The sequence below is a fragment of the Candidatus Gastranaerophilales bacterium genome (assembly GCA_028693235.1).
GTDB lineage: Bacteria > Cyanobacteriota > Vampirovibrionia > Gastranaerophilales > Gastranaerophilaceae > JAQUVW01.
Genome location: JAQUVW010000003.1, coordinates 148,481 through 166,504 on the forward strand (window position 1 = coordinate 148,481; position 18,024 = coordinate 166,504).

An 18,024-nucleotide genomic window follows, 5' to 3' on the forward strand; every position below is an offset into this window, starting at 1 on the left:
CAATATGAGTAAAAGAAGAGTAGTAGTGACCGGAATTGGAGCGGTATCTCCTTTCGGCGTTGGTGTTGATACACTATGGAATAATGTAAAAGCTGGTAACAGCGGTATATCAACTATTGAAAACATGGATTTAGAAGGTCACACAGTTCATATAGCAGGTGAAGTTAAAAATTTCGATCCGACAGAGCATGGCATAGACCCTAAAGATGCTAAAAAAATGGATAGATTTATTCACTTTGCAATGGTTGCAGCGACAGAAGCGGTCGAAGATTCAGGTGTATCGACAGACAATGTTGACCCTTATAGATTCGGTGTAATCGTTGGATCTGCAGCAGGCGGTTTTAGAACAATTGAAAAAAATCATAAAGCAATGATTGATAGAGGTCCTACAAAATGTTCGCCTTTCACAATTCCAATGCTAATTTGTGATATGGGTGCAGGTAGAATTTCTATAAAATACGGTGCTAAAGGAATTAATAAAGCAATAGTAACAGCATGTGCCACTTCTGCACACTCAGTTGGTGATGCATTCCGCTCAATCCAATGGGGTGAAGCAGATGTAATCATTGCCGGCGGTGCTGAAGCAACTATATGCAATATCGGAGTCGGTGCTTTTACAAGTGCAAGAACCCTATCTAAAAGAAATGATGAACCTCAAAAAGCATCAAGACCTTATGACCAAGACCGTGATGGTTTTGTCATGGCTGAAGGTGCTGGCATATTAGTTCTTGAAGAACTTGAACATGCTAAAGCAAGAGGGGCAAAAATATACGCTGAGGTTATCGGCTATGGGCAAACAGCAGATGCTTATGACATTGTAGCCCCGGCACCGGATGGAGCGGGAGCTACAAAAGCAATGGAAAATGCTGTTAAAGATGCAAAAATAGACCCTGCTGAAGTTAAATATGTAAATGCCCACGGGACAAGTACCGGATTAGGCGACATCGCTGAATCTCAAGCGATAGCTAATGTTTTTGGTGATTTAGATAAAAATCCGGAATTAAAAGTAAGTTCGACAAAATCAATGACTGGGCATATGCTTGGAGCATCAGGAGCTATTGAATCCATTATATGTATTGAAACAATTAATAATGGAGTTGTTCCTCCAACTATCAATCTTGACAAGCAAGATGAAAGAGTAGCGAACTTAAACTACGTAGCAAACAAAGCTCAAGAAGCAAAAGTTGACGTAGCTCTTTCGAATTCTTTCGGGTTTGGTGGACATAATGCTTCACTTGTTTTTAAAAAATTTAAAAATTAGTGCACAATCAAATACAAACAAACTAAAAGACCTTGTATTAAACAAGGTCTTTTTAATAGTTAAAACAAATTACGCTTAAAATCTAAGCATTTTTATTTATACCATCAGCTTTGTGTTTAGCAAGTACACCCGCCAAAACAGTAATTCCGGCACCTACAGCAGCACCTATTGCAGTAAATTTAGGAATAGTTGTTGATGTTAAGAATTTCAATTTACTCGGAAATTCTGCAATAACTTCTTTTAGTGGCATTTTTGTTTTTTGGATTGTTCTAGCTAAACCGGCAGTGCTGACGCCTGCTCCAATTAGAGCACCGGCTGCGGCATTTTTAACAGTCTTTTTTTTCACATCAGCTGTATAAGCTACTGAGTTGATAGATACAGGGTTAATCATTTTTTCCTTCTCCAATTATTAATGGGCAATTATATTATAACATTTTTTCCGATAAAAATTAAAAGTATATAAAAAATAAGCAAAAAAAAAGCTCCGATTGGAGCTAAACTTTTAATAGGAAGGGAAGGTTAGGGGGAAGGTAAGTTAATGTGAAAGTTTATGTTTATTTGTGTTTGCTAACTTTTTAATGTTTGTCTTGCGACTTACATATATATAAAGTATATACTTAATATAGAATTTCACGTTTGTTTAAATTCGTTACATTTGTTTACAATCGAAATTTTAGTATATATTATTTGAAATAATAATTCATAAAAGACTCCTCTCTTAGATATACAAACATTGAGTTTTAGAGTATAATTTTTTTGGAGATACTAATGCTAAACGTCGAAAATATAGTAGATAGAATAAAAGAAAAAATTGAGGATGAAAATTTTTCTCAACTTAAAGGTACACTTGATAGCTATCATAGTGCTGATTTGGCTGAAATTTTAAAAGAATTAAAGCCTGAAGAAAGACTCATTGCATTTAAAAATATCGTCGAAGAAGATAAAGCAGCAGAAATTATTGAGTATTTGCCTCCACAATATCAAGTCGAACTATTGTCTGATCTTGGTGAAGAATATGCTTCTAAATTAATAATGAAGATGCACCACGACGAAATTGCAGACGTTTTGGCAGACATGGAAGATAGCGACTCTGAAACATACTTAAACAAATTGCCGGCTAAATTTTCTAATGAAGTAAGAGAATTGCTTGCTTATAAAGAAGACACGGCAGGCGGAATAATGACGCCAAACACCATAACTGTGAACAAAGATATGCGAGTTGAAGATGTGCTTTCTTTTATCAGAATCAGAGCTGAAAAAGATGATGTTGAGCTATATTATTTGTATGTAATTGATAACCAAAAGCATTTGCTCGGCGTTGTAAGTTTAAGAGCATTACTTACTAAGCCTTACAAAACAAAAGTCGAAGATATAATGACTAAAGATATCGTCAAATTGCATATTGATGACCCGCAAGATGCGGTAGCTGATATTTTCATGAAATACCAATACAGTGCATTACCTGTCGTGGATTTATATAATCGTCTAAAAGGTATGATTACGTGGGATGACGCACAAGACATTATTGAAGAAGAAACGACTGATGAAATTTATACATCATCAGGTATCAACACTGACTTGGTCGATGAAGATGAAATCTTGAGCGGAAGCACAATCAACGCAATCAGGGCTCGCATACCTTGGCTTTTGATAACTCTTGTAGGCGAATTTATAGCGGTAAGAGTTGCCGACCATTTTGAAGCAACCTTGCATGCAATTCCTATTATCGCTATTTTTATGCCACTATTAGCTGGGCTCGGAGGCAACATCGGAACGCAAAGCATAACACTTATGGTTCGTGGTCTTTCAACAGGGCAAGTTTCATTGAGCGGGGCTTTTTATCATATATTTAGAGAAATGAAAGTCGGGCTTACTATCGGGATTATTTTCGGTGCACTTGTTTCTGCCGTAACTTTCGGCTGGCGACATAATGTAGAACTTGGTCTTGTTGTAGGAGCTGCAATGGTTATAAATATGACTTTGGCAACATTCCTCGGCACAATTACTCCATTTGCCCTAAAGAAAATAAACGTTGACCCTGCTATCGCATCAGGGCCAGTAATTGCAACCACTATAGATGTTTTGGGGCTTGCTACATATTTTACATTGGTGACAATTTTCTTGGTAAAAATCATTTAAGGGCATTTTATGAACAATAATTTAATTGTAATTTCAGATTCTAAAAAAATCGCCGATGATTTTATAAACAAAATTGTGCTTTTAAGAAAAACCGATAAAATTTTACACATTGATTTTAATACAGCAATAAATGAACCTGAAAAAATCAATGGCGAATTATTGTTTACCTTTTTAGAAGACAAAGAAAACCTAATAGAACTTCAAACCTTGTTGTTTAATGAAAGAATAAAACAATGTTCTGTTGTAGCTCTTACAAATTCTTATGACGAAGATATATTGCTTGACGCTTTTGAAATGGGAGTTGATGATTTTATCACATTAAACAGTCAACAAAGTGAAATCTTAATAAGAGTGATGCAAAATATAAAAAAAGCAAAACTAAAAAACAGACTTGAAAGAAAAAATGAGATTTTATTCGAAGAAAACGTGCTTGATAAAGACACAAATTTCTTTTCCATTGAACATACACCTAAAATTTTTTCAAGGCTGTTTAAAAAATATGCACAAGAAAATATAAAAGCAGACTTTATGATTTTATCAGCTGATATCAAACATAAAAACGCTCTGCCTGTTTCATTATTGGCTTCCGCAATAAAAAAATCCATAAGAGAAGATGATATTGTAGGTTTAGGTGAAAACGGAAAGTTTAAACTTATTTTAGAGAACACAACCACAACAGGTGCTCAAAGCGTTTTTAACAAAATCAAAGAAAACATAAGCTCTTTTTACACAATCTCTGCTGTAGCAACAAATATCACAGATAATGACTATATTGCTGCAGAAAATTATTTATCAAAAGCTTTGCTAACTGCACTTTCAAAGGAGGATTCGTATTTGTATTTTGACAGAGAAAAAACTCGCAAAATTGCAGGTATGATAGACAAAACGGATTTAAAAGAAACCAATTACAAAGTGTTGAAAAATATATTTTTAAAGAAATACAATGCAATAGTTACGCCGGTATTTTTCCAAGCACAAGCAACGCTACAAGATAAACTTTTCGAGGCAAATATTGAGCAAGCTGTTTCTGAGACAGAGAGCTATTTTATAATCAAAGGAAAAGACGTAATCAGCAAGTTGACACTAAAGCATCCGGGATTTGCAAAAATTAACGCCGACATAACGCACAAAACGCCTTTCAAAGAAACAAAAACAAGAATTACAATAGACCTCAATGAACTTTCGAATGAAAAAATAGAAGGCATTATCGAAAAAATGCTAAACGATTTCCAATCCTTTAACGCCTAATTTGTATATAAGACTTTTTGGGCTAAAATGTTATTAGAAGAAGGAGTTGAGAATGAATATTTCACTTTCATCAACTATAACAAAAAATATCAAAGAGTCTGCAAATTTAGCAATGGAGCTCAATTTAGGAATGGAGATAAGCAGAATTCCTAACTACCAAAATATTGATACGGAGATGAATTCGATTATCAAAAAGCTTCAAAATGACCTTGATGGCTTCAAGAATTTTTTGACTTTACACGGAATGTTTTTCGACTTAAATATTGCCTCAAAAGACACTGCAATCAGAGAAATTTCACGCAAAAGATTCTATCAATCTCTTGAGGTTGCAAAATCAATAAATGCAAAAGAAATAGTTTTTCACTCTGGCAATAAATGTATGAAGCATTACGTTTCGCAAGAAAAATTTATAAACGGCTCAATTGAATTTTGGCAAGAGGCAATCAATGATTTTGAAAAAGCAGGGATTACAGCTGTTATTGAAAATGTCCATGAAAGAGAACCTGAACCCATTTTGCAAACGGTTGTAGGGGTTAACTCTCCTTATTTAAAATGCACATTGGACACAGGGCACGCCAATTTGTTCTCGAAGGTACCTATAAACGTTTGGATTGAAACATATGGAAAAGAACTTATCCATATGCACATTCATAATAATTTCAACAAAAACGATGACCACAATAGTATAAACAACGGCACAATTGACTTTTCAACAGTATTTGCCAGTATAAAAAAAGCGAATATAAACCCGACAATCATTTTTGAAACATTTAAAAAAGAAAATCTAATAGAAGATATAAATTATTTAAAAGAAATTTATGGAGAAAATATATGTCTCAAAAATTAAATACAGAAAAATCAGAGTTGTTAATAATTGATGTGCAAGAAAAATTAGTTGCGATGCTGAATAAAAAAGTTGTAGATTCAAAAACCGCAATATTGGCAGCAACAGCTAATACACTGGAGATACCTACAATCATTACCGAGCAATACCCTCAAGGGCTTGGAGGAACCGTCGATATTGTAAAAACGAAATTACCTCCTAACTCTACAATATTAGAAAAGACCACCTTTAGTGCTTGCGAAACTGCTCCCGTGATGAAGACCATTGAAGCAACGAATAAAAGCCAAATTATTATTTGCGGGATTGAAGCTCATATTTGCGTGCTTCAAACTGCTTTAGACTTAATAAATAAAGGCTACGAGGTTTTTGTTGTAAAAGACGCCTGTGCCTCTCGAAATAAAGAAGAATTTAAACTTGCAATAAAAAGACTGGAACAAGCAGGTGCAATAATTACTTGTGTCGAAATGGTTCTTTTTGAACTATTAGGGAGTGCCAAACACCCTAAGTTTAAAGAATTACAAGCACTTATCAAATAGCAACTAATCTCTGCCAACAGCTTTTAGACAATAACCACCATTTGCAATGGTGAAATCTGTAGCATGCAAAGACATTAATTGAGAGCGTTCACCTCGCCAATCGATACTCCACGTACCTAGGAATTTCGGTTCACTTGTTGTGTATGCATAGGCATAAACAACTATGCGTTCAGGATTATTTGCATCCCACCCGATAGGATAGATATCCCACATGAAATCAACCAAATCAAGATTTTCATTGGTTTTCCACCAGTATTTAATAGCTTCTCTTACGGCATTCAACTTTTTTGCCTGACCTGCTTCAAAATCATAAACCCATAGGTTTGTCTGCCATATCCCCTCAGCAGTAGAACCTATTTTTTCTTTAACAGCAATTCTTTTTGAATCAGGAGCCCAATCAATTAACGTCAAAGTTTTTGAAGAAATATACTCTAACTCATCGAGCCCGCTTGCAATTAGAATACGTTTGCCCCTATAAATCTCACTGGCGTATAACATTTTGTCCACCATTGACCTGTCAGGGTCTGCAATAAGCATATATAACTCAGATGTAATCTGTGCGTTTGAAGGATAAAAATAAGCCGATGAATACACAAGCTTGGTTTCGTCTGGGGATAAAACAGCAATTGTTGAAGCTTTTCTGTTTTTAATCACTTCATTTATATTAATTTCCTTTGCCCCTGCAGGCTTGTTATACCTAACAATTCTTAGCCTTGGGTCTTGTATTTGAATGAGCTTATCATCTTTTTCAAATTTAGGTTGAGGAATTTTAATGTCAGCTCTTTTTATATCCTTAGCCAACACCTCATACTGCTCTTTTGTAAGAGGAGCTTTATTTTGAATATTTTCAAAAGTCCCTTTTTTGTTATAAAGTTTTATTTTTTTTAACTTCTTCTTGGCAGATTTTGCAGACTTTTTTAGATTTTTTTTTACATCATTTTGAGGAACAGGATTATCATAATAATATGCATTAGGCTGTGATTTTTTAAAAAATATATACGAAAAAGCAGGCAAATGAATAGAAAATAAAAAGAGCAGAAGTAAAGATAGCCCTAAGCTGAACCTAAATCGCATAATTTATACTAAACCCTCTTTCATCGCATAAACAGCAGCTTGAGTCCTATCTGCAACATATAATTTTTGCAAAATACTGTGAACATGAGCCTTTGCTGTCGCCCTTGTGATTACTAATCTGTCAGCAATTTGCGGGTTTGAGAGCCCTTCAACAATTAAAGCCAAAACCTCTAACTCCCTATCAGTAAGCCCAAATGTATTTTTAGGATTTTTTGAATTAATAGGCAAATCTTGAACCACCTTAGATACAGGTTTTTCCTCTACATTTTGCCTTTGAACATTTGACAAAACTAAACGAGCAATCGCAGGGTCAAGCCACGCAGTTCCCTCGTTTACTGCAGTAATTGCAGAAATCATTTGAGTTTCAGATGCACCTTTCATTATGTATCCATCAGCCCCAGCTTTTAAAGCAGAAAAAACATCTTCTTCTGAATCTCTCGAGGTAAAAATTAATATTTTAGACCCCAAGTTATCTTTTTTAATCAATCCGGTTGCTTCAATGCCATCAATATAGGGTAAACCTATATCCATTAATATAACGTCAGGTACAAGTTTTTTTGCAAGCTCAACGCCTTGTTTACCGTCTTCAGCTTCACCAATCAATTCTATATTTTCAGATTTAGCTAAAACTAAAGAAAGCCCCAATCTAGTCATAGTATGGTCTTCAACCAATAAAACCTTTATTTTATCCATTAAACTTTATCCTTAACTAAAACAGACTCAACGAGCAAGAAAGAAAATTCACTACCTTTGTCTTTATCACTTTCAACCCATATTTTCCCGCCATGGGCTTCTACAATTTGCTTTGATAAATATAACCCTAACCCGGTACTTACAGAGCGTTTTTTTGCAGTACCTTGAGAAAAGCGATTAAAAAGCTTAGGTATATCAAACTTAGAAATTCCAATCCCATTGTCTTTTACTGATATTATAACATCATTTTTATCAAGCTTAGTAGTTACAACTATTAACCCGTTTTCAAGAGTATAATTAATTGCATTGCCTAATAAATTCATAATAACTCGTCTAATTTCATTTCTATCAGCCAATACTTCAATATCAGAAGTTGAATCAAGAACAACCTTGATTTCAGACCCTCTTGATTTAGCATAAACAGAAACTTCTTTCACACATTGTTTTACTAAATCATTCAAAACAAAATGAGTCTTTACGAGTTGCAACTTGCCAGCCTCATATTTGTAAACCTCTAACAACGCATTGACTAAGCCCAACATATCTTGGTTACTCTTTCTCATTGTATCGAGCAACATTTTTTGTTTATCAGCAAGCACACCTAATGAACCATCCAAGAAAAATTGCAAAGTCTGAATTGCTGCCAAAAGAGGTGTCCTCAAATCATGCGTCAAAGTTGCGATAAAGTCCTCTCTGAGGCGTTCCATCTCTTTTTGAGATGAAATATCACGAACAACAGCAACATAACAATTAAACTCAGAAGAATCTCCAACAGGAACATGGGCAATACTAACTTCAACAGGAACTTTTGCTCCATTGATAGAATTTAAAATTTCTAAATCTCTTAAAAAGACTTCATTCTTGTCTTCAATTATTCTGGAATAATCAACATATTCCTTCGAAGAAAAGAGTTCATCGACGTGCTTACCCTGCAATAAAGCAGATGACAATCCAAAAAGATTTTCACAGGAAAGATTGACATCAATTATCGCACCATCAGCACCAAAAATGGCAATTCCATCAGCACAATTTGTGATTATAGCATTCAATTTGTTGTTAGCAGAAATGAGTTCAGATGTCTTTTGAGCCACCATTTGCTCTAAAGAAGTTGAATACGTTTCTAGTTTTTTATTGGCAATTTCAAGCTCAACAACCTTGTCTTTTAAAGCAGCTACCAAATTTGTACGTTCAATAGCATTCTTTATATTCATGATTAAATCATCATTATCCCAAGGTTTTTCAATGTATTTATAAAGCCCAACATCATTTATTGCTTTTATTGCATTTTCCTTATCAGCATAACCGGTTAAAAGAATCATGCTGGTATCAGGATACATTTTTTTTGCCTCGGTTAAGAAATCAATACCATTCATTTCAGGCATAATGAAATCAGAAATAATAACATCAGCCCTTTCCAGTTTCAAATGGTTCAAAGCTAATTGGGGGTTATTAAAATACACAACATCATAAAACCCCTCAAGGCTCAAAAGAGCTGAAAGAGAAGACGTTACCAAAGGTTCATCATCTAATATTAAAATTTTATTTGTTTTAGACATAATAATTACTCTTATAGAATAATAGTTTATAAAAAAAAATAAGACAAATTATTTACAAAAATTAAGGTCTAAAAGAAAAATGGGCAACTAAAAAGCTGGCTCCGAAAAACCAGCTTTTTTATATGTTATAAAGATTACTATTCAGTAATTTTGTCTACAACACCAGCTCCAACAGTACGTCCGCCTTCTCTGATAGCGAATCTCATACCTTGTTCGATAGCGACAGGAGCAATAAGTTCAACGTTCATAACAACGTTATCACCAGGCATTACCATTTCGCCTTCAAATTTGATAGAGCCAGTAACGTCAGTTGTTCTGATATAGAATTGAGGTCTGTAACCAGGGAAGAATGGAGTGTGACGTCCGCCTTCTTCTTTTGTCAAAACATAAACGTTAGCTGTAAATTTAGTGTGTGGGTGGATTGAACCAGGTTTAGCCAAAACTTGACCACGTTCAATATCAGTTTTATCAACACCACGAAGCAAAGCTCCGATGTTGTCACCAGCTTGACCTTGATCAAGTTGTTTTCTGAACATTTCAACACCAGTAACAGTAGTTTTCTTAGTGTCGCCAAGACCGACTAATTCAACTTCGTCACCAACTTTAACGATACCACGTTCAACACGGCCAGTAGCAACAGTACCACGACCAGTGATTGAGAAGATATCTTCAATAGGCATCAAGAATGGTTTATCCAAATCACGTTCAGGAGTTGGGAAGTAAGAATCGATAGCATCCATCAATTCCCAAATCTTGTCTGTCCATTCGTTGTCACCACGTTTGACTGAAGGGTTAGCTTGAACAGCTTCAAGAGCTTTTAAAGCAGAACCGTGAATGAAAGGAATGTTATCGCCATCAAATTCATAAGAAGTAAGCAATTCTCTAACTTCCATTTCAACCAATTCAAGAAGTTCCGGATCATCAACCATATCGCATTTGTTCAAGAATACAACCAAGTTAGGAACACCAACTTGACGAGCAAGAAGGATATGTTCACGAGTTTGAGGCATTGCACCATCTGTAGCGGCAACAACAAGGATTGCACCGTCCATTTGAGCAGCACCGGTAATCATATTTTTAACATAGTCGGCGTGGCCTGGGCAGTCAACGTGCGCATAGTGTCTTGCTTGTGTTTCATATTCAACGTGCGCAGTTGAAATGGTTATACCTCTAGCTTTTTCTTCCGGAGCAGCATCGATTTCATCGAATTTTTTTGCTTGAGCTTGGCCAGCTGCAGCCAATGTACCAGTAATAGCAGCTGTTAATGTAGTTTTACCGTGGTCAACGTGGCCTACGGTACCCACGTTCAAATGCGGTTTCGTACGTTCATACTTTTCACGTGCCATGAGATTAATCTCCTTTTCTGTAATATACGTTGTTTAAACATTGTTTTTAAAATATAATATCAGATTAGCCCTTGATGGGACTTGAACCCATGACCTCTCCCTTACCAAGGGAGTGCGCTACCTCTGCGCCACAAGGGCTCTTCAACCTACTTAGAAAGTTTGGGCAGGGGTGGATTCGAACCACCGTACACTCGCGTGAACAGATTTACAGTCTGTCGCCTTTAGCCACTCGGCCACCTACCCGCATGGTAAGTAAGTTTTCTGTATTAAATTTTAAAAGTACAATAATTAATTTAATAGCCGGTGATAGGAATCGAACCTACAACCTACGGTTTACAAAACCGTTGCTCTACCGTTGAGCTACACCGGCACGTCGTCTAAATTCATCGCTGTATGTCTAATATATAAAGGACAAGCTTTTATGTCAAGTATTTTTTTGTATGGTTTTTTACAACAGACATTTTCTTTTCGGGATTTTTTTCACTAATTTTGACAATATTAGAATAAATGAGTAATATAGACTAAACAGAGTAAGCAATTTACTAAAAGTTTGCATGTTATATAATATTGGAAAAAGGAGATATTTATGTCAAACGCAATTGATGTAACTGACAACAACTTTGATGAAATGGTTTTAAAAGCTCCTGAGCTTACCGTCGTAGATTTTTGGGCACCTTGGTGCGGACCTTGCAGAAAATTAGGACCCGTCCTTGATGAAATAGCTACTGAATACGAAGGAAAAATCAAGGTTGTTAAAGTAAATACAGATGAAAATATGAAAACAGCTAAAGAATTTTCAATTAGCGGTTTGCCGAGTATTCTTGTTTTTAAAAACGGAGAAGCCGTAGAAAGATTGGTTGGACTAATGCCTAAATCTTCTTTGGTTTCTAATATTGAAAAGCACATTTAATTTTTCTAATATTCAAAAAAAGGAAGCTCGAAAAGGAGCTTCCTTTTTAATTTAATTATTTTATTTAACGCCATATAACTCTAATAAATTAGTTGTTTTGCCACCTTCATTTTTAACTACAGAAGCAGAGGTTGCATTGCCGGATTGAACAGCTGAGGATTGCTTGATATCTTGGGGGATTGAGTCAGTTTTCTTTTTCAAAGGTTTTTTGCCTGTTAATTTAGACATAAATTTAAAATACTTGCCTGCAAATCCTGTCTTGGAATTATTTTTTTCATCTAATTCAGCAAGTTGGTCATAAGACATCGTCCCTACCGGCATGCCGATAGATTTTCTTGTAAACAATTCCATCGTCAACTGGCTGGAAGTAGATACAGCAGCCATTCCCATAAGAGCGGCATGGTATAATTTTGAGAATGTATTGTTGAACAAATCTATGAATAAAGTTTGATAGAATAGAGAGCTTATACGTTGGACTATTCTTTCATTGGCCTTTTGTTTTGCATCATTTTTATTTTCACCATTTGATTTCATCATTACCATGTTGTAGTTATCAGCAACCAAGAATGTAGATGTAACAAGTGATGACGCCATTTTTGTAAGTTTAGCGAAGTCAGCATTATCAATATTTGATTGAGTAGTGGTATTAAATGATTTTGCAACAGATGAATTTACAAATTCTTCAAAATCTTTTGGTGCAATTTTTCCGTTGTCAAGCTCTTTTGCTTTTTTAACAAGCTTTTCAATTCCCATAGAGAAAGTATCTTGAATGGAAGCACCTTTCTTTTTGACAGGTTCTCCGAACCAATTATTTGAAAGATTTATGAACTTATTTTGAAATTCTGAAAGAGTTTTTCCTTGTTTTGCAGAATTTCGATAAGAAGACGCAATCGCTTTAATAGGGGCAGTAACAGCTCTATATGGAAGCGTAATTGCACTCCAAACAAACTTAAATGGACCTATTGCTAAATCGACTATGGGCTTAAATTTTTTATCTACTTTTGTATAACCGTCTTTTGCCTTCAATTTTATTATATTGGAAGTTTCATCAATCTCACCGAGTTCTTTAATTACGGAACGATATTTTTTACTAATTGGGGATTTCATTTCATCTAACTTAGACATTGCCAAGTCAAAATCCGCTTTAGGAAGTTCAAAATCTTTTTTTACAAGCGGAGTGTAAATAGACTTTTTCCAAAAACCTTGCACACCGTCAACAGCATCGCCGAATTTTAAACCTTTTAACTTCGGGCTGTGTCTTAATGCAGCTAACGCCATGCCAGCACCTGCCAAAACGCCCAAACCTTTCATCAAAGTTTTGAAAGAAATTAAGGTTTTGGAGTCTTGTTTTTTAGATTTATCAGAACTTTCATTTTTATCTAGAGGTTTTGAATCAGCCTTAAAAGAAGCTTGAGGTTTACCATTTTGAGCAGCTTGAACTTGATTAGAAGCTATCGTAGCTATTGGAGCTGCAGCTTGAGGAGTCACAGGCTGAGCCGGTTGGATAGGCTGAGCAGGTTGTCCTGAAGCGGTTTGAGCTGTTTGTTGAGTAACTTTATTTTTATCGTCTTTAGCATTTTTTGAATTTAATTCTTGAGCCTTTTCTTTTGATAAGAATGTGACTGGCTTATGATTTAGTAAACGAGATGTTGTTTCAGAAACAAGCACAGTAGCAGCGGCAATTAAAGGTGAAGCATATTGATTATTATTAACAAATTTAGACAATGCTCCAAGCGTAATTAATTGCAAATATGCTGTCGTAAAGACCCTTGATGTTTCTTGCTTAAATCTTGCTTTCTTTTCTTTTTCGGACTCTTGAGGTTTGTCACCGCACAAAACCGAAAGATTGTAGGCATCATCAGCCAAGAAAAAAGCAGACGCCATGCCTGTAACAATTCTGTTCAAAGGACGTTCGTGTACAGTATTGTAATTGCCGGTTTTAGGACTAAAGAACTTGTTTGATTTTTGAAAAAGTCCGTCGCTTATGTTTTTTTGGAAGCTCTTTCATGGAAGCAAGCTCATCCAAAGTCTTACCGCTGTTTTTAGAAGCACTATCGGTAAGTTTTTTGGTGGTTTCAAGAAGCCCTTGTAACATATTCATATCTTCTGAAACTTGAGAAGCTGCTCTGCGAGAAGCTAAGAAAGATGAGTCGTATAATTTTGAAGCTGAAGTTGAAAGTCCGGAGACTTTTTTAGCTAATTTTAAAGCTCCGTCAGTGATTAAAAAAGGTAATTCTCGAATGGGGAAAGTTGCACTGTCAATAAAAGATTTAATAATAGTAGGTTCCTTAAAGGAAATGGATTTGGCACCGTTATCGGCTTGTTTTAAGACAATTCGTCCTGATTTTTCCAGCTTGGATAACAACTTGTCGCCGACGTCACCGATTTCATTGGAGGCGACTTTCAAGAGCTTGTCATAATCCACAATCTCTTTTGAGGCTTTTACTAAGGCATTTGCACCACCTTTAAAACTTACATCTTGGTTTTGCATTCGATTTTTAATCGCTGCATTATTATACAAATTATTGCTAATTTTCATACACATTCCTTCGGGCAGACAGTATTTTGCCCATAACCTTTCTTTAATTAGAAAAGTTCTAAAATATTATTTTGCTATTAAGTTAAATTTTGTTTACAAATTATTTGATTTAAGAGAAATAAAATATTTTTACTCTGGATATCTTGAAGTCGCATGAGCAAGCATTTGAGCGAGTTTTTCAACACCTTCGAAACCTCGATTAATCAATTTTTCACCTGCTAATTTGAAATCATAATCAACAAAATCATGCAAAATCGTGTAAGTAGAATTTATCTCATCAATATCAAGAACAGCAAAGCATGACTGAGGCACTTCACTGAATGGACGTCCGACGCTACCTACATTTACAACAGTTACATTGGTATTAGTTTGATACCCGCAAGGCATGTGGGTGTGCCCGCAAAAAATCAAATCAGCATTTGCATCTTTAACGATTTCTTCCACTTGAGCTATTTTTAAATCAGGAAAAATATTCTCATCATTTCGGCGAGGAGAACCGTGAACCAATAAGATTTTTATACCGTTTAATGTGATTTCATTGTTCACATTAAGCGAGTTCAAATATTCTTTGTTTTCAGCAGACAATTCTTGAGAATCAGCGACATAAGCGTTTGCCATAATTTGATTTGCTGCAGATAATTTCTCATAGATTTCAGGCGAATATTGACAGAGCATCTTGTCTGTATTGCCCTGTATTATTTGAAAGTTCTCTCCCATTTTGCAAGACAATTCTTTTATAAAAGAAACGGCTTTGTTTGGCTCCGGACCTGCCATTGCTAAATCACCTAAGCAAAATATTTTGTCACATTTTAGAGCCTTTATCTTGTCAAGAACAGACGTTAACGCCTCCATATTTCCATGAATATCAGAAATTACAGCTATTTTCATTTTTTCACCTCTAAAATCAAGTTTTATGCTACCATTATTTTAACAGGAAGAAGGCTTAAGAATGATTGAAAGAAGAAAATCTTTACAGATAAAAATAGGAAATGTAAAAATAGGAAATAATGCACCGATAAGTGTCCAATCAATGTGCAACACCGATACTAGAGATATCGATGCAACAGTAAAACAAATAAAAGAACTCGAACAAGCAGGCTGCGAGCTCATCAGAGTAGCTGTTTTAAACAAAGACGCAGCTGCTGCTATTAAAGATATAAAGTCGCAAATTTCAATTCCATTAATTACAGATATACATTTTGACTATAGGTTAGCACTCCAATGTATCGAAAACGGAATAGATTCATTGAGATTAAACCCCGGAAATATCGGTAAAACAGACAAAGTAAAAATGGTAGTCAATATGGCTAAAGAGAGAAATATCCCAATTAGAATAGGTATAAACGGGGGCTCACTTGAAAAAGATATAGCAGAGATGAATCTTCCACTACATGAAAAAATGGTCATGAGTGCTATGCGTCACATAAAAATATTAGAAGATAATGACTATAAAAATTTAAAAGTATCACTAAAATCAAGCGATGTACTTACAACAATAAAAGCTTACAGATTGATTGCAGAAAAGACTCAATACCCTCTTCATCTTGGTGTTACTGAAGCAGGAACCCTAAAAGGCGGACTAATCAAATCATCGGTAGGACTAGGAACACTCTTGGCAGAAGGAATCGGCGATACAATAAGAGTTTCTTTAACTGAAAATCCAATTGAAGAAGTAAAAGCAGGATTTGCAATATTAAAAGCTTTAGGACTGAGAAAAAAAGGCGTAAATTTTGTGTCTTGCCCAACTTGCGGAAGAACTCAAATCGACCTTATAGGACTAGCTAAATCCGTAGAAAAAAGATTTGAGAACTTTGATAAACCGATAACAATCGCCGTCATGGGTTGCCCTGTAAACGGACCCGGGGAAGCTAAACACGCTGACTTTGGCATAGCCGGTGCTATAGGTGAAGGTTATATTTTCAAAAAAGGAGAAATCATCAAACGACTACCGGAATCAGAATTATTGGACGAATTCGAAAAAATAGTTAAATCCGAAACGCTTTGAAATCCATTAGATAGATGTTTGCATTGAATTTGAAAATAATGTAAACTGTTAATATTATAGTGAGGTATTTTTATGAAAAAAACATTATACATTTTGCTCGGATTGTTGATAGCTACAACAACTGCAAATGCATACGTTGACAATCAATATATGCTATCTGAACAATATACAGTCAACACCGGATTGTCAAAAGAAATGGCTAGAGAATTACAAATTAAAGCTAAAGATGTATATTCTCCACTTCCAGAAAAAGCCGATACAAGAACTTGGTACATGAAGTTATACAATTACGTTGACCCTGTTTCTAACACGAATTTTGACTACCCTGGTCATGACTTGAAAAATTATAATAGCTGGGAAGATTTATAAACCGCTTATAATAAAATTTTTTAATAAAAGCCCCCGAATAAGACGAGGGCTTTTTGTTGCAATATGCTAGATGTAATAAGCACTCAACTGTGCAAGCTCTATAATTTTCTCAGCAAATATACAAAGTAAAACAGTTGCCAATGAACAAGCGTATAAAATAAGTTTTGGTGAAATTAAACTTGTATCTATATCTGGAGTAGTATTAGTTTTTTCAAACAGTTCTCGCACGACTTTGAAATAAAAGAATAAAGATACAACTGTAGACAGCAAGGCGATTATCAATGCAGGCCAAAAAGCGACGCCCGCTCTTGTAACTGCTGAAAACAAATATAATTTCGCTAAAAAACCTGACGTTGGAGGCAAACCTGCTAACGCCAACAAGCATGTGGTAAAAGCAATTGCATAATATGGTCTTTTATACAAAAGTCCTTTGTAATCTTCAATTTTATCACTTCCTGAACTTGTATAAAACATAGTTGAAGCAGTCCAAATTCCGATATTCATAAACAAATAGCAGAAAAGATAAAACAAAACTGTGGAAAGCGAATAAACAGATAGAACGCTCATTCCTAAAAGTATGTACCCACAATGTGCAACAGAGCTGTAGCCATACAACCTTTTGATATTTGTTTGCCTGATTGCACCCAGAACACCATACAAAATTGATAGCACCGCAGTAACTGCAACTATAACTTTTAATATCGGCGAAAATGAAAAGATAAAAACGAACACTCTGCCTAAAATAGCAAATCCGGCTATTTTAGGAACTAAAGACAAAAATGCTCCGACAGGATAAGTCACTCCTTCATATATATCAGGGACCCAAGTAGCAAAAGGAACTGCACCTATCTTAAACATCAATCCCATAACTATAAATACGCAAGCAACCATAAACATCAAAGAAGGATTATGTTGCAAATAAAAATCATTTATCATTGAAAAATTCAACGTGAAGCAAGAACCATACAAATAAGAAACGCCCAACAAGAACACGGCAGTTGCAACTGAGCCCATTATCAAATATTTCAACCCAGCCTCTTTTGCTTTGTAATTTTTAGCAAACGCAGCAAGCATATAACAAGAAATCCCAAGCGTTTCCAATGAAACAAAAGTTGTCAAAAAGTCATTCGCGGAAACCAAACACAACGCACCCAGCGTAGCACTCAAAAGAAGTGTAAAATATTCAAATGCCCGATTTCTTTTTTGCTTTATCATATTCCGAGACAGCAAAATTACAAAAAAGACAGTTATCAATATCAGATTTTTGAAAAATACCGTATAGATATTAGAAACAAAAGTGTTGGAAAATGCATAATAAACAGGCGACAACGGTATAAAAATTGAAGCTCCTATTGAAATTACAATAGCTATCAAGGCAATCCATTTTGAAAGTTTATAAAACCGTTTACTGAAAAATAACGATAAAAATATATTTAACACTATGAATACCAAAAGTGCCAATTCTTGCAAAAAACAGGTTTTTATATCTAAAAGTAAATCCATT

Annotated in this window: 17 protein-coding genes and 3 tRNA genes; 8 read left to right on the forward strand and 12 right to left on the reverse strand. The window is 35.1% G+C overall.

The annotated features are described in order from the left end of the window. Positions 1-4: 4 nt before the first annotated feature. Complete coding sequence (gene fabF / locus PHV37_06235) at positions 5-1,261, forward strand: beta-ketoacyl-ACP synthase II (GenBank protein ID MDD3237682.1); 1,257 nt, start codon at positions 5-7, stop codon at positions 1,259-1,261. An 82-nt stretch (positions 1,262-1,343) separates the two neighbouring features. Here fabF and PHV37_06240 read toward each other — a convergent pair whose 3' ends face one another. Then, on the reverse strand, positions 1,344-1,652 hold the full coding sequence (locus tag PHV37_06240; GenBank protein ID MDD3237683.1) for a hypothetical protein: 309 nt from the start codon (positions 1,650-1,652) through the stop codon (positions 1,344-1,346). Positions 1,653-2,029: 377 nt separating this feature from the next. On the opposite strand from PHV37_06240, the gene mgtE reads away from it, so the two are divergent. Genes mgtE through PHV37_06260 form a run of 4 tightly spaced genes read left to right on the forward strand, consistent with a single transcriptional unit; the run spans position 2,030 to position 6,028 of the window. Then, complete coding sequence (gene mgtE / locus PHV37_06245; protein MDD3237684.1) at positions 2,030-3,400, forward strand: magnesium transporter; 1,371 nt, start codon at positions 2,030-2,032, stop codon at positions 3,398-3,400. A gap of 9 nt (positions 3,401-3,409) precedes the next feature. Continuing rightward, positions 3,410-4,648, forward strand: a complete 1,239-nt coding sequence (locus PHV37_06250) for a hypothetical protein (protein MDD3237685.1) — start codon at positions 3,410-3,412, stop codon at positions 4,646-4,648. A gap of 52 nt (positions 4,649-4,700) precedes the next feature. After that, on the forward strand, positions 4,701-5,495 hold the full coding sequence (locus tag PHV37_06255; GenBank protein MDD3237686.1) for a sugar phosphate isomerase/epimerase: 795 nt from the start codon (positions 4,701-4,703) through the stop codon (positions 5,493-5,495). Continuing rightward, positions 5,480-6,028, forward strand: coding sequence for a hydrolase (locus PHV37_06260; GenBank protein ID MDD3237687.1), 549 nt, complete (start codon positions 5,480-5,482; stop codon positions 6,026-6,028). Before PHV37_06255 ends, PHV37_06260 begins: the two co-directional genes overlap by 16 nt. Positions 6,029-6,031: 3 nt before the next feature. On the opposite strand, the gene PHV37_06265 is transcribed toward PHV37_06260, so the two are convergent. The 7 genes from PHV37_06265 to PHV37_06295 all read right to left on the reverse strand — a co-directional run bounded on the left by PHV37_06265 (position 6,032) and on the right by PHV37_06295 (position 11,067). Next, on the reverse strand, positions 6,032-7,102 hold the full coding sequence (locus PHV37_06265) for a hypothetical protein (protein MDD3237688.1): 1,071 nt from the start codon (positions 7,100-7,102) through the stop codon (positions 6,032-6,034). A gap of 3 nt (positions 7,103-7,105) precedes the next feature. Next, entirely contained in the window at positions 7,106-7,795 is a 690-nt protein-coding gene (locus PHV37_06270; GenBank protein MDD3237689.1) for a response regulator transcription factor, read from the reverse strand. After that, on the reverse strand, positions 7,795-9,351 hold the full coding sequence (locus PHV37_06275; protein ID MDD3237690.1) for an ATP-binding protein: 1,557 nt from the start codon (positions 9,349-9,351) through the stop codon (positions 7,795-7,797). The genes PHV37_06270 and PHV37_06275 overlap by 1 nt, the downstream gene beginning before the upstream one ends. 137 nt (positions 9,352-9,488) lie before the next feature. After that, positions 9,489-10,697, reverse strand: coding sequence for an elongation factor Tu (gene tuf, locus PHV37_06280; protein MDD3237691.1), 1,209 nt, complete (start codon positions 10,695-10,697; stop codon positions 9,489-9,491). 66 nt (positions 10,698-10,763) lie between these two features. Beyond that, a tRNA-Thr gene (locus PHV37_06285) sits at positions 10,764-10,835 on the reverse strand. 22 nt (positions 10,836-10,857) lie between these two features. Further along, positions 10,858-10,940 (reverse strand) — tRNA-Tyr (locus PHV37_06290). Positions 10,941-10,995: 55 nt separating this feature from the next. After that, a tRNA-Thr gene (locus tag PHV37_06295) sits at positions 10,996-11,067 on the reverse strand. 216 nt (positions 11,068-11,283) lie between these two features. Between PHV37_06295 and trxA the strand changes: the two genes are divergently transcribed. Beyond that, the gene (gene trxA, locus PHV37_06300; GenBank protein MDD3237692.1) at positions 11,284-11,607 is read left to right on the forward strand and encodes a thioredoxin; all 324 of its coding nucleotides are present in this window, start codon (positions 11,284-11,286) and stop codon (positions 11,605-11,607) included. Between the two features lie 60 nt (positions 11,608-11,667). Here trxA and PHV37_06305 read toward each other — a convergent pair whose 3' ends face one another. From PHV37_06305 to PHV37_06315, 3 genes are all read right to left on the reverse strand, one after another. Beyond that, positions 11,668-13,512 carry a hypothetical protein gene (locus PHV37_06305; protein MDD3237693.1) on the reverse strand — a complete coding sequence of 615 codons (1,845 nt, stop codon included), beginning with the start codon at positions 13,510-13,512 and terminating at the stop codon, positions 11,668-11,670. A gap of 40 nt (positions 13,513-13,552) precedes the next feature. Then, positions 13,553-14,146, reverse strand: coding sequence for a hypothetical protein (locus PHV37_06310; protein ID MDD3237694.1), 594 nt, complete (start codon positions 14,144-14,146; stop codon positions 13,553-13,555). A 129-nt stretch (positions 14,147-14,275) separates the two neighbouring features. After that, positions 14,276-15,034 (reverse strand): metallophosphoesterase family protein, encoded by a 759-nt coding sequence (locus tag PHV37_06315; GenBank protein MDD3237695.1) that lies wholly within the window; start codon positions 15,032-15,034, stop codon positions 14,276-14,278. 61 nt (positions 15,035-15,095) lie between these two features. Between PHV37_06315 and ispG the strand changes: the two genes are divergently transcribed. Both ispG and PHV37_06325 read left to right on the forward strand, forming a co-directional pair. Further along, a complete protein-coding gene (gene ispG, locus PHV37_06320) occupies positions 15,096-16,151 on the forward strand; it encodes a flavodoxin-dependent (E)-4-hydroxy-3-methylbut-2-enyl-diphosphate synthase (GenBank protein ID MDD3237696.1) in 1,056 nt (351 codons plus the stop codon). A 72-nt stretch (positions 16,152-16,223) separates the two neighbouring features. Next, positions 16,224-16,520, forward strand: a complete 297-nt coding sequence (locus PHV37_06325) for a hypothetical protein (GenBank protein ID MDD3237697.1) — start codon at positions 16,224-16,226, stop codon at positions 16,518-16,520. A 66-nt stretch (positions 16,521-16,586) separates the two neighbouring features. On the opposite strand, the gene PHV37_06330 is transcribed toward PHV37_06325, so the two are convergent. Beyond that, positions 16,587-18,023, reverse strand: coding sequence for an NADH-quinone oxidoreductase subunit N (locus tag PHV37_06330; GenBank protein MDD3237698.1), 1,437 nt, complete (start codon positions 18,021-18,023; stop codon positions 16,587-16,589). Position 18,024 lies beyond the last annotated feature (1 nt).

Coding starts and splice junctions, on each gene's coding strand:
- fabF (MDD3237682.1), top strand. CDS start 5: ATGAGTAAAAGAAGAGTAGTAGTGACCGGAATTGGAGCGGTATCTCCT.
- PHV37_06240 (MDD3237683.1), bottom strand. CDS start 1,652: ATGATTAACCCTGTATCTATCAACTCAGTAGCTTATACAGCTGATGTG.
- mgtE (MDD3237684.1), top strand. CDS start 2,030: ATGCTAAACGTCGAAAATATAGTAGATAGAATAAAAGAAAAAATTGAG.
- PHV37_06250 (MDD3237685.1), top strand. CDS start 3,410: ATGAACAATAATTTAATTGTAATTTCAGATTCTAAAAAAATCGCCGAT.
- PHV37_06255 (MDD3237686.1), top strand. CDS start 4,701: ATGAATATTTCACTTTCATCAACTATAACAAAAAATATCAAAGAGTCT.
- PHV37_06260 (MDD3237687.1), top strand. CDS start 5,480: ATGTCTCAAAAATTAAATACAGAAAAATCAGAGTTGTTAATAATTGAT.
- PHV37_06265 (MDD3237688.1), bottom strand. CDS start 7,102: ATGCGATTTAGGTTCAGCTTAGGGCTATCTTTACTTCTGCTCTTTTTA.
- PHV37_06270 (MDD3237689.1), bottom strand. CDS start 7,795: ATGGATAAAATAAAGGTTTTATTGGTTGAAGACCATACTATGACTAGA.
- PHV37_06275 (MDD3237690.1), bottom strand. CDS start 9,351: ATGTCTAAAACAAATAAAATTTTAATATTAGATGATGAACCTTTGGTA.
- tuf (MDD3237691.1), bottom strand. CDS start 10,697: ATGGCACGTGAAAAGTATGAACGTACGAAACCGCATTTGAACGTGGGT.
- trxA (MDD3237692.1), top strand. CDS start 11,284: ATGTCAAACGCAATTGATGTAACTGACAACAACTTTGATGAAATGGTT.
- PHV37_06310 (MDD3237694.1), bottom strand. CDS start 14,146: ATGAAAATTAGCAATAATTTGTATAATAATGCAGCGATTAAAAATCGA.
- PHV37_06315 (MDD3237695.1), bottom strand. CDS start 15,034: ATGAAAATAGCTGTAATTTCTGATATTCATGGAAATATGGAGGCGTTA.
- ispG (MDD3237696.1), top strand. CDS start 15,096: ATGATTGAAAGAAGAAAATCTTTACAGATAAAAATAGGAAATGTAAAA.
- PHV37_06325 (MDD3237697.1), top strand. CDS start 16,224: ATGAAAAAAACATTATACATTTTGCTCGGATTGTTGATAGCTACAACA.
- PHV37_06330 (MDD3237698.1), bottom strand. CDS start 18,023: ATGGATTTACTTTTAGATATAAAAACCTGTTTTTTGCAAGAATTGGCA.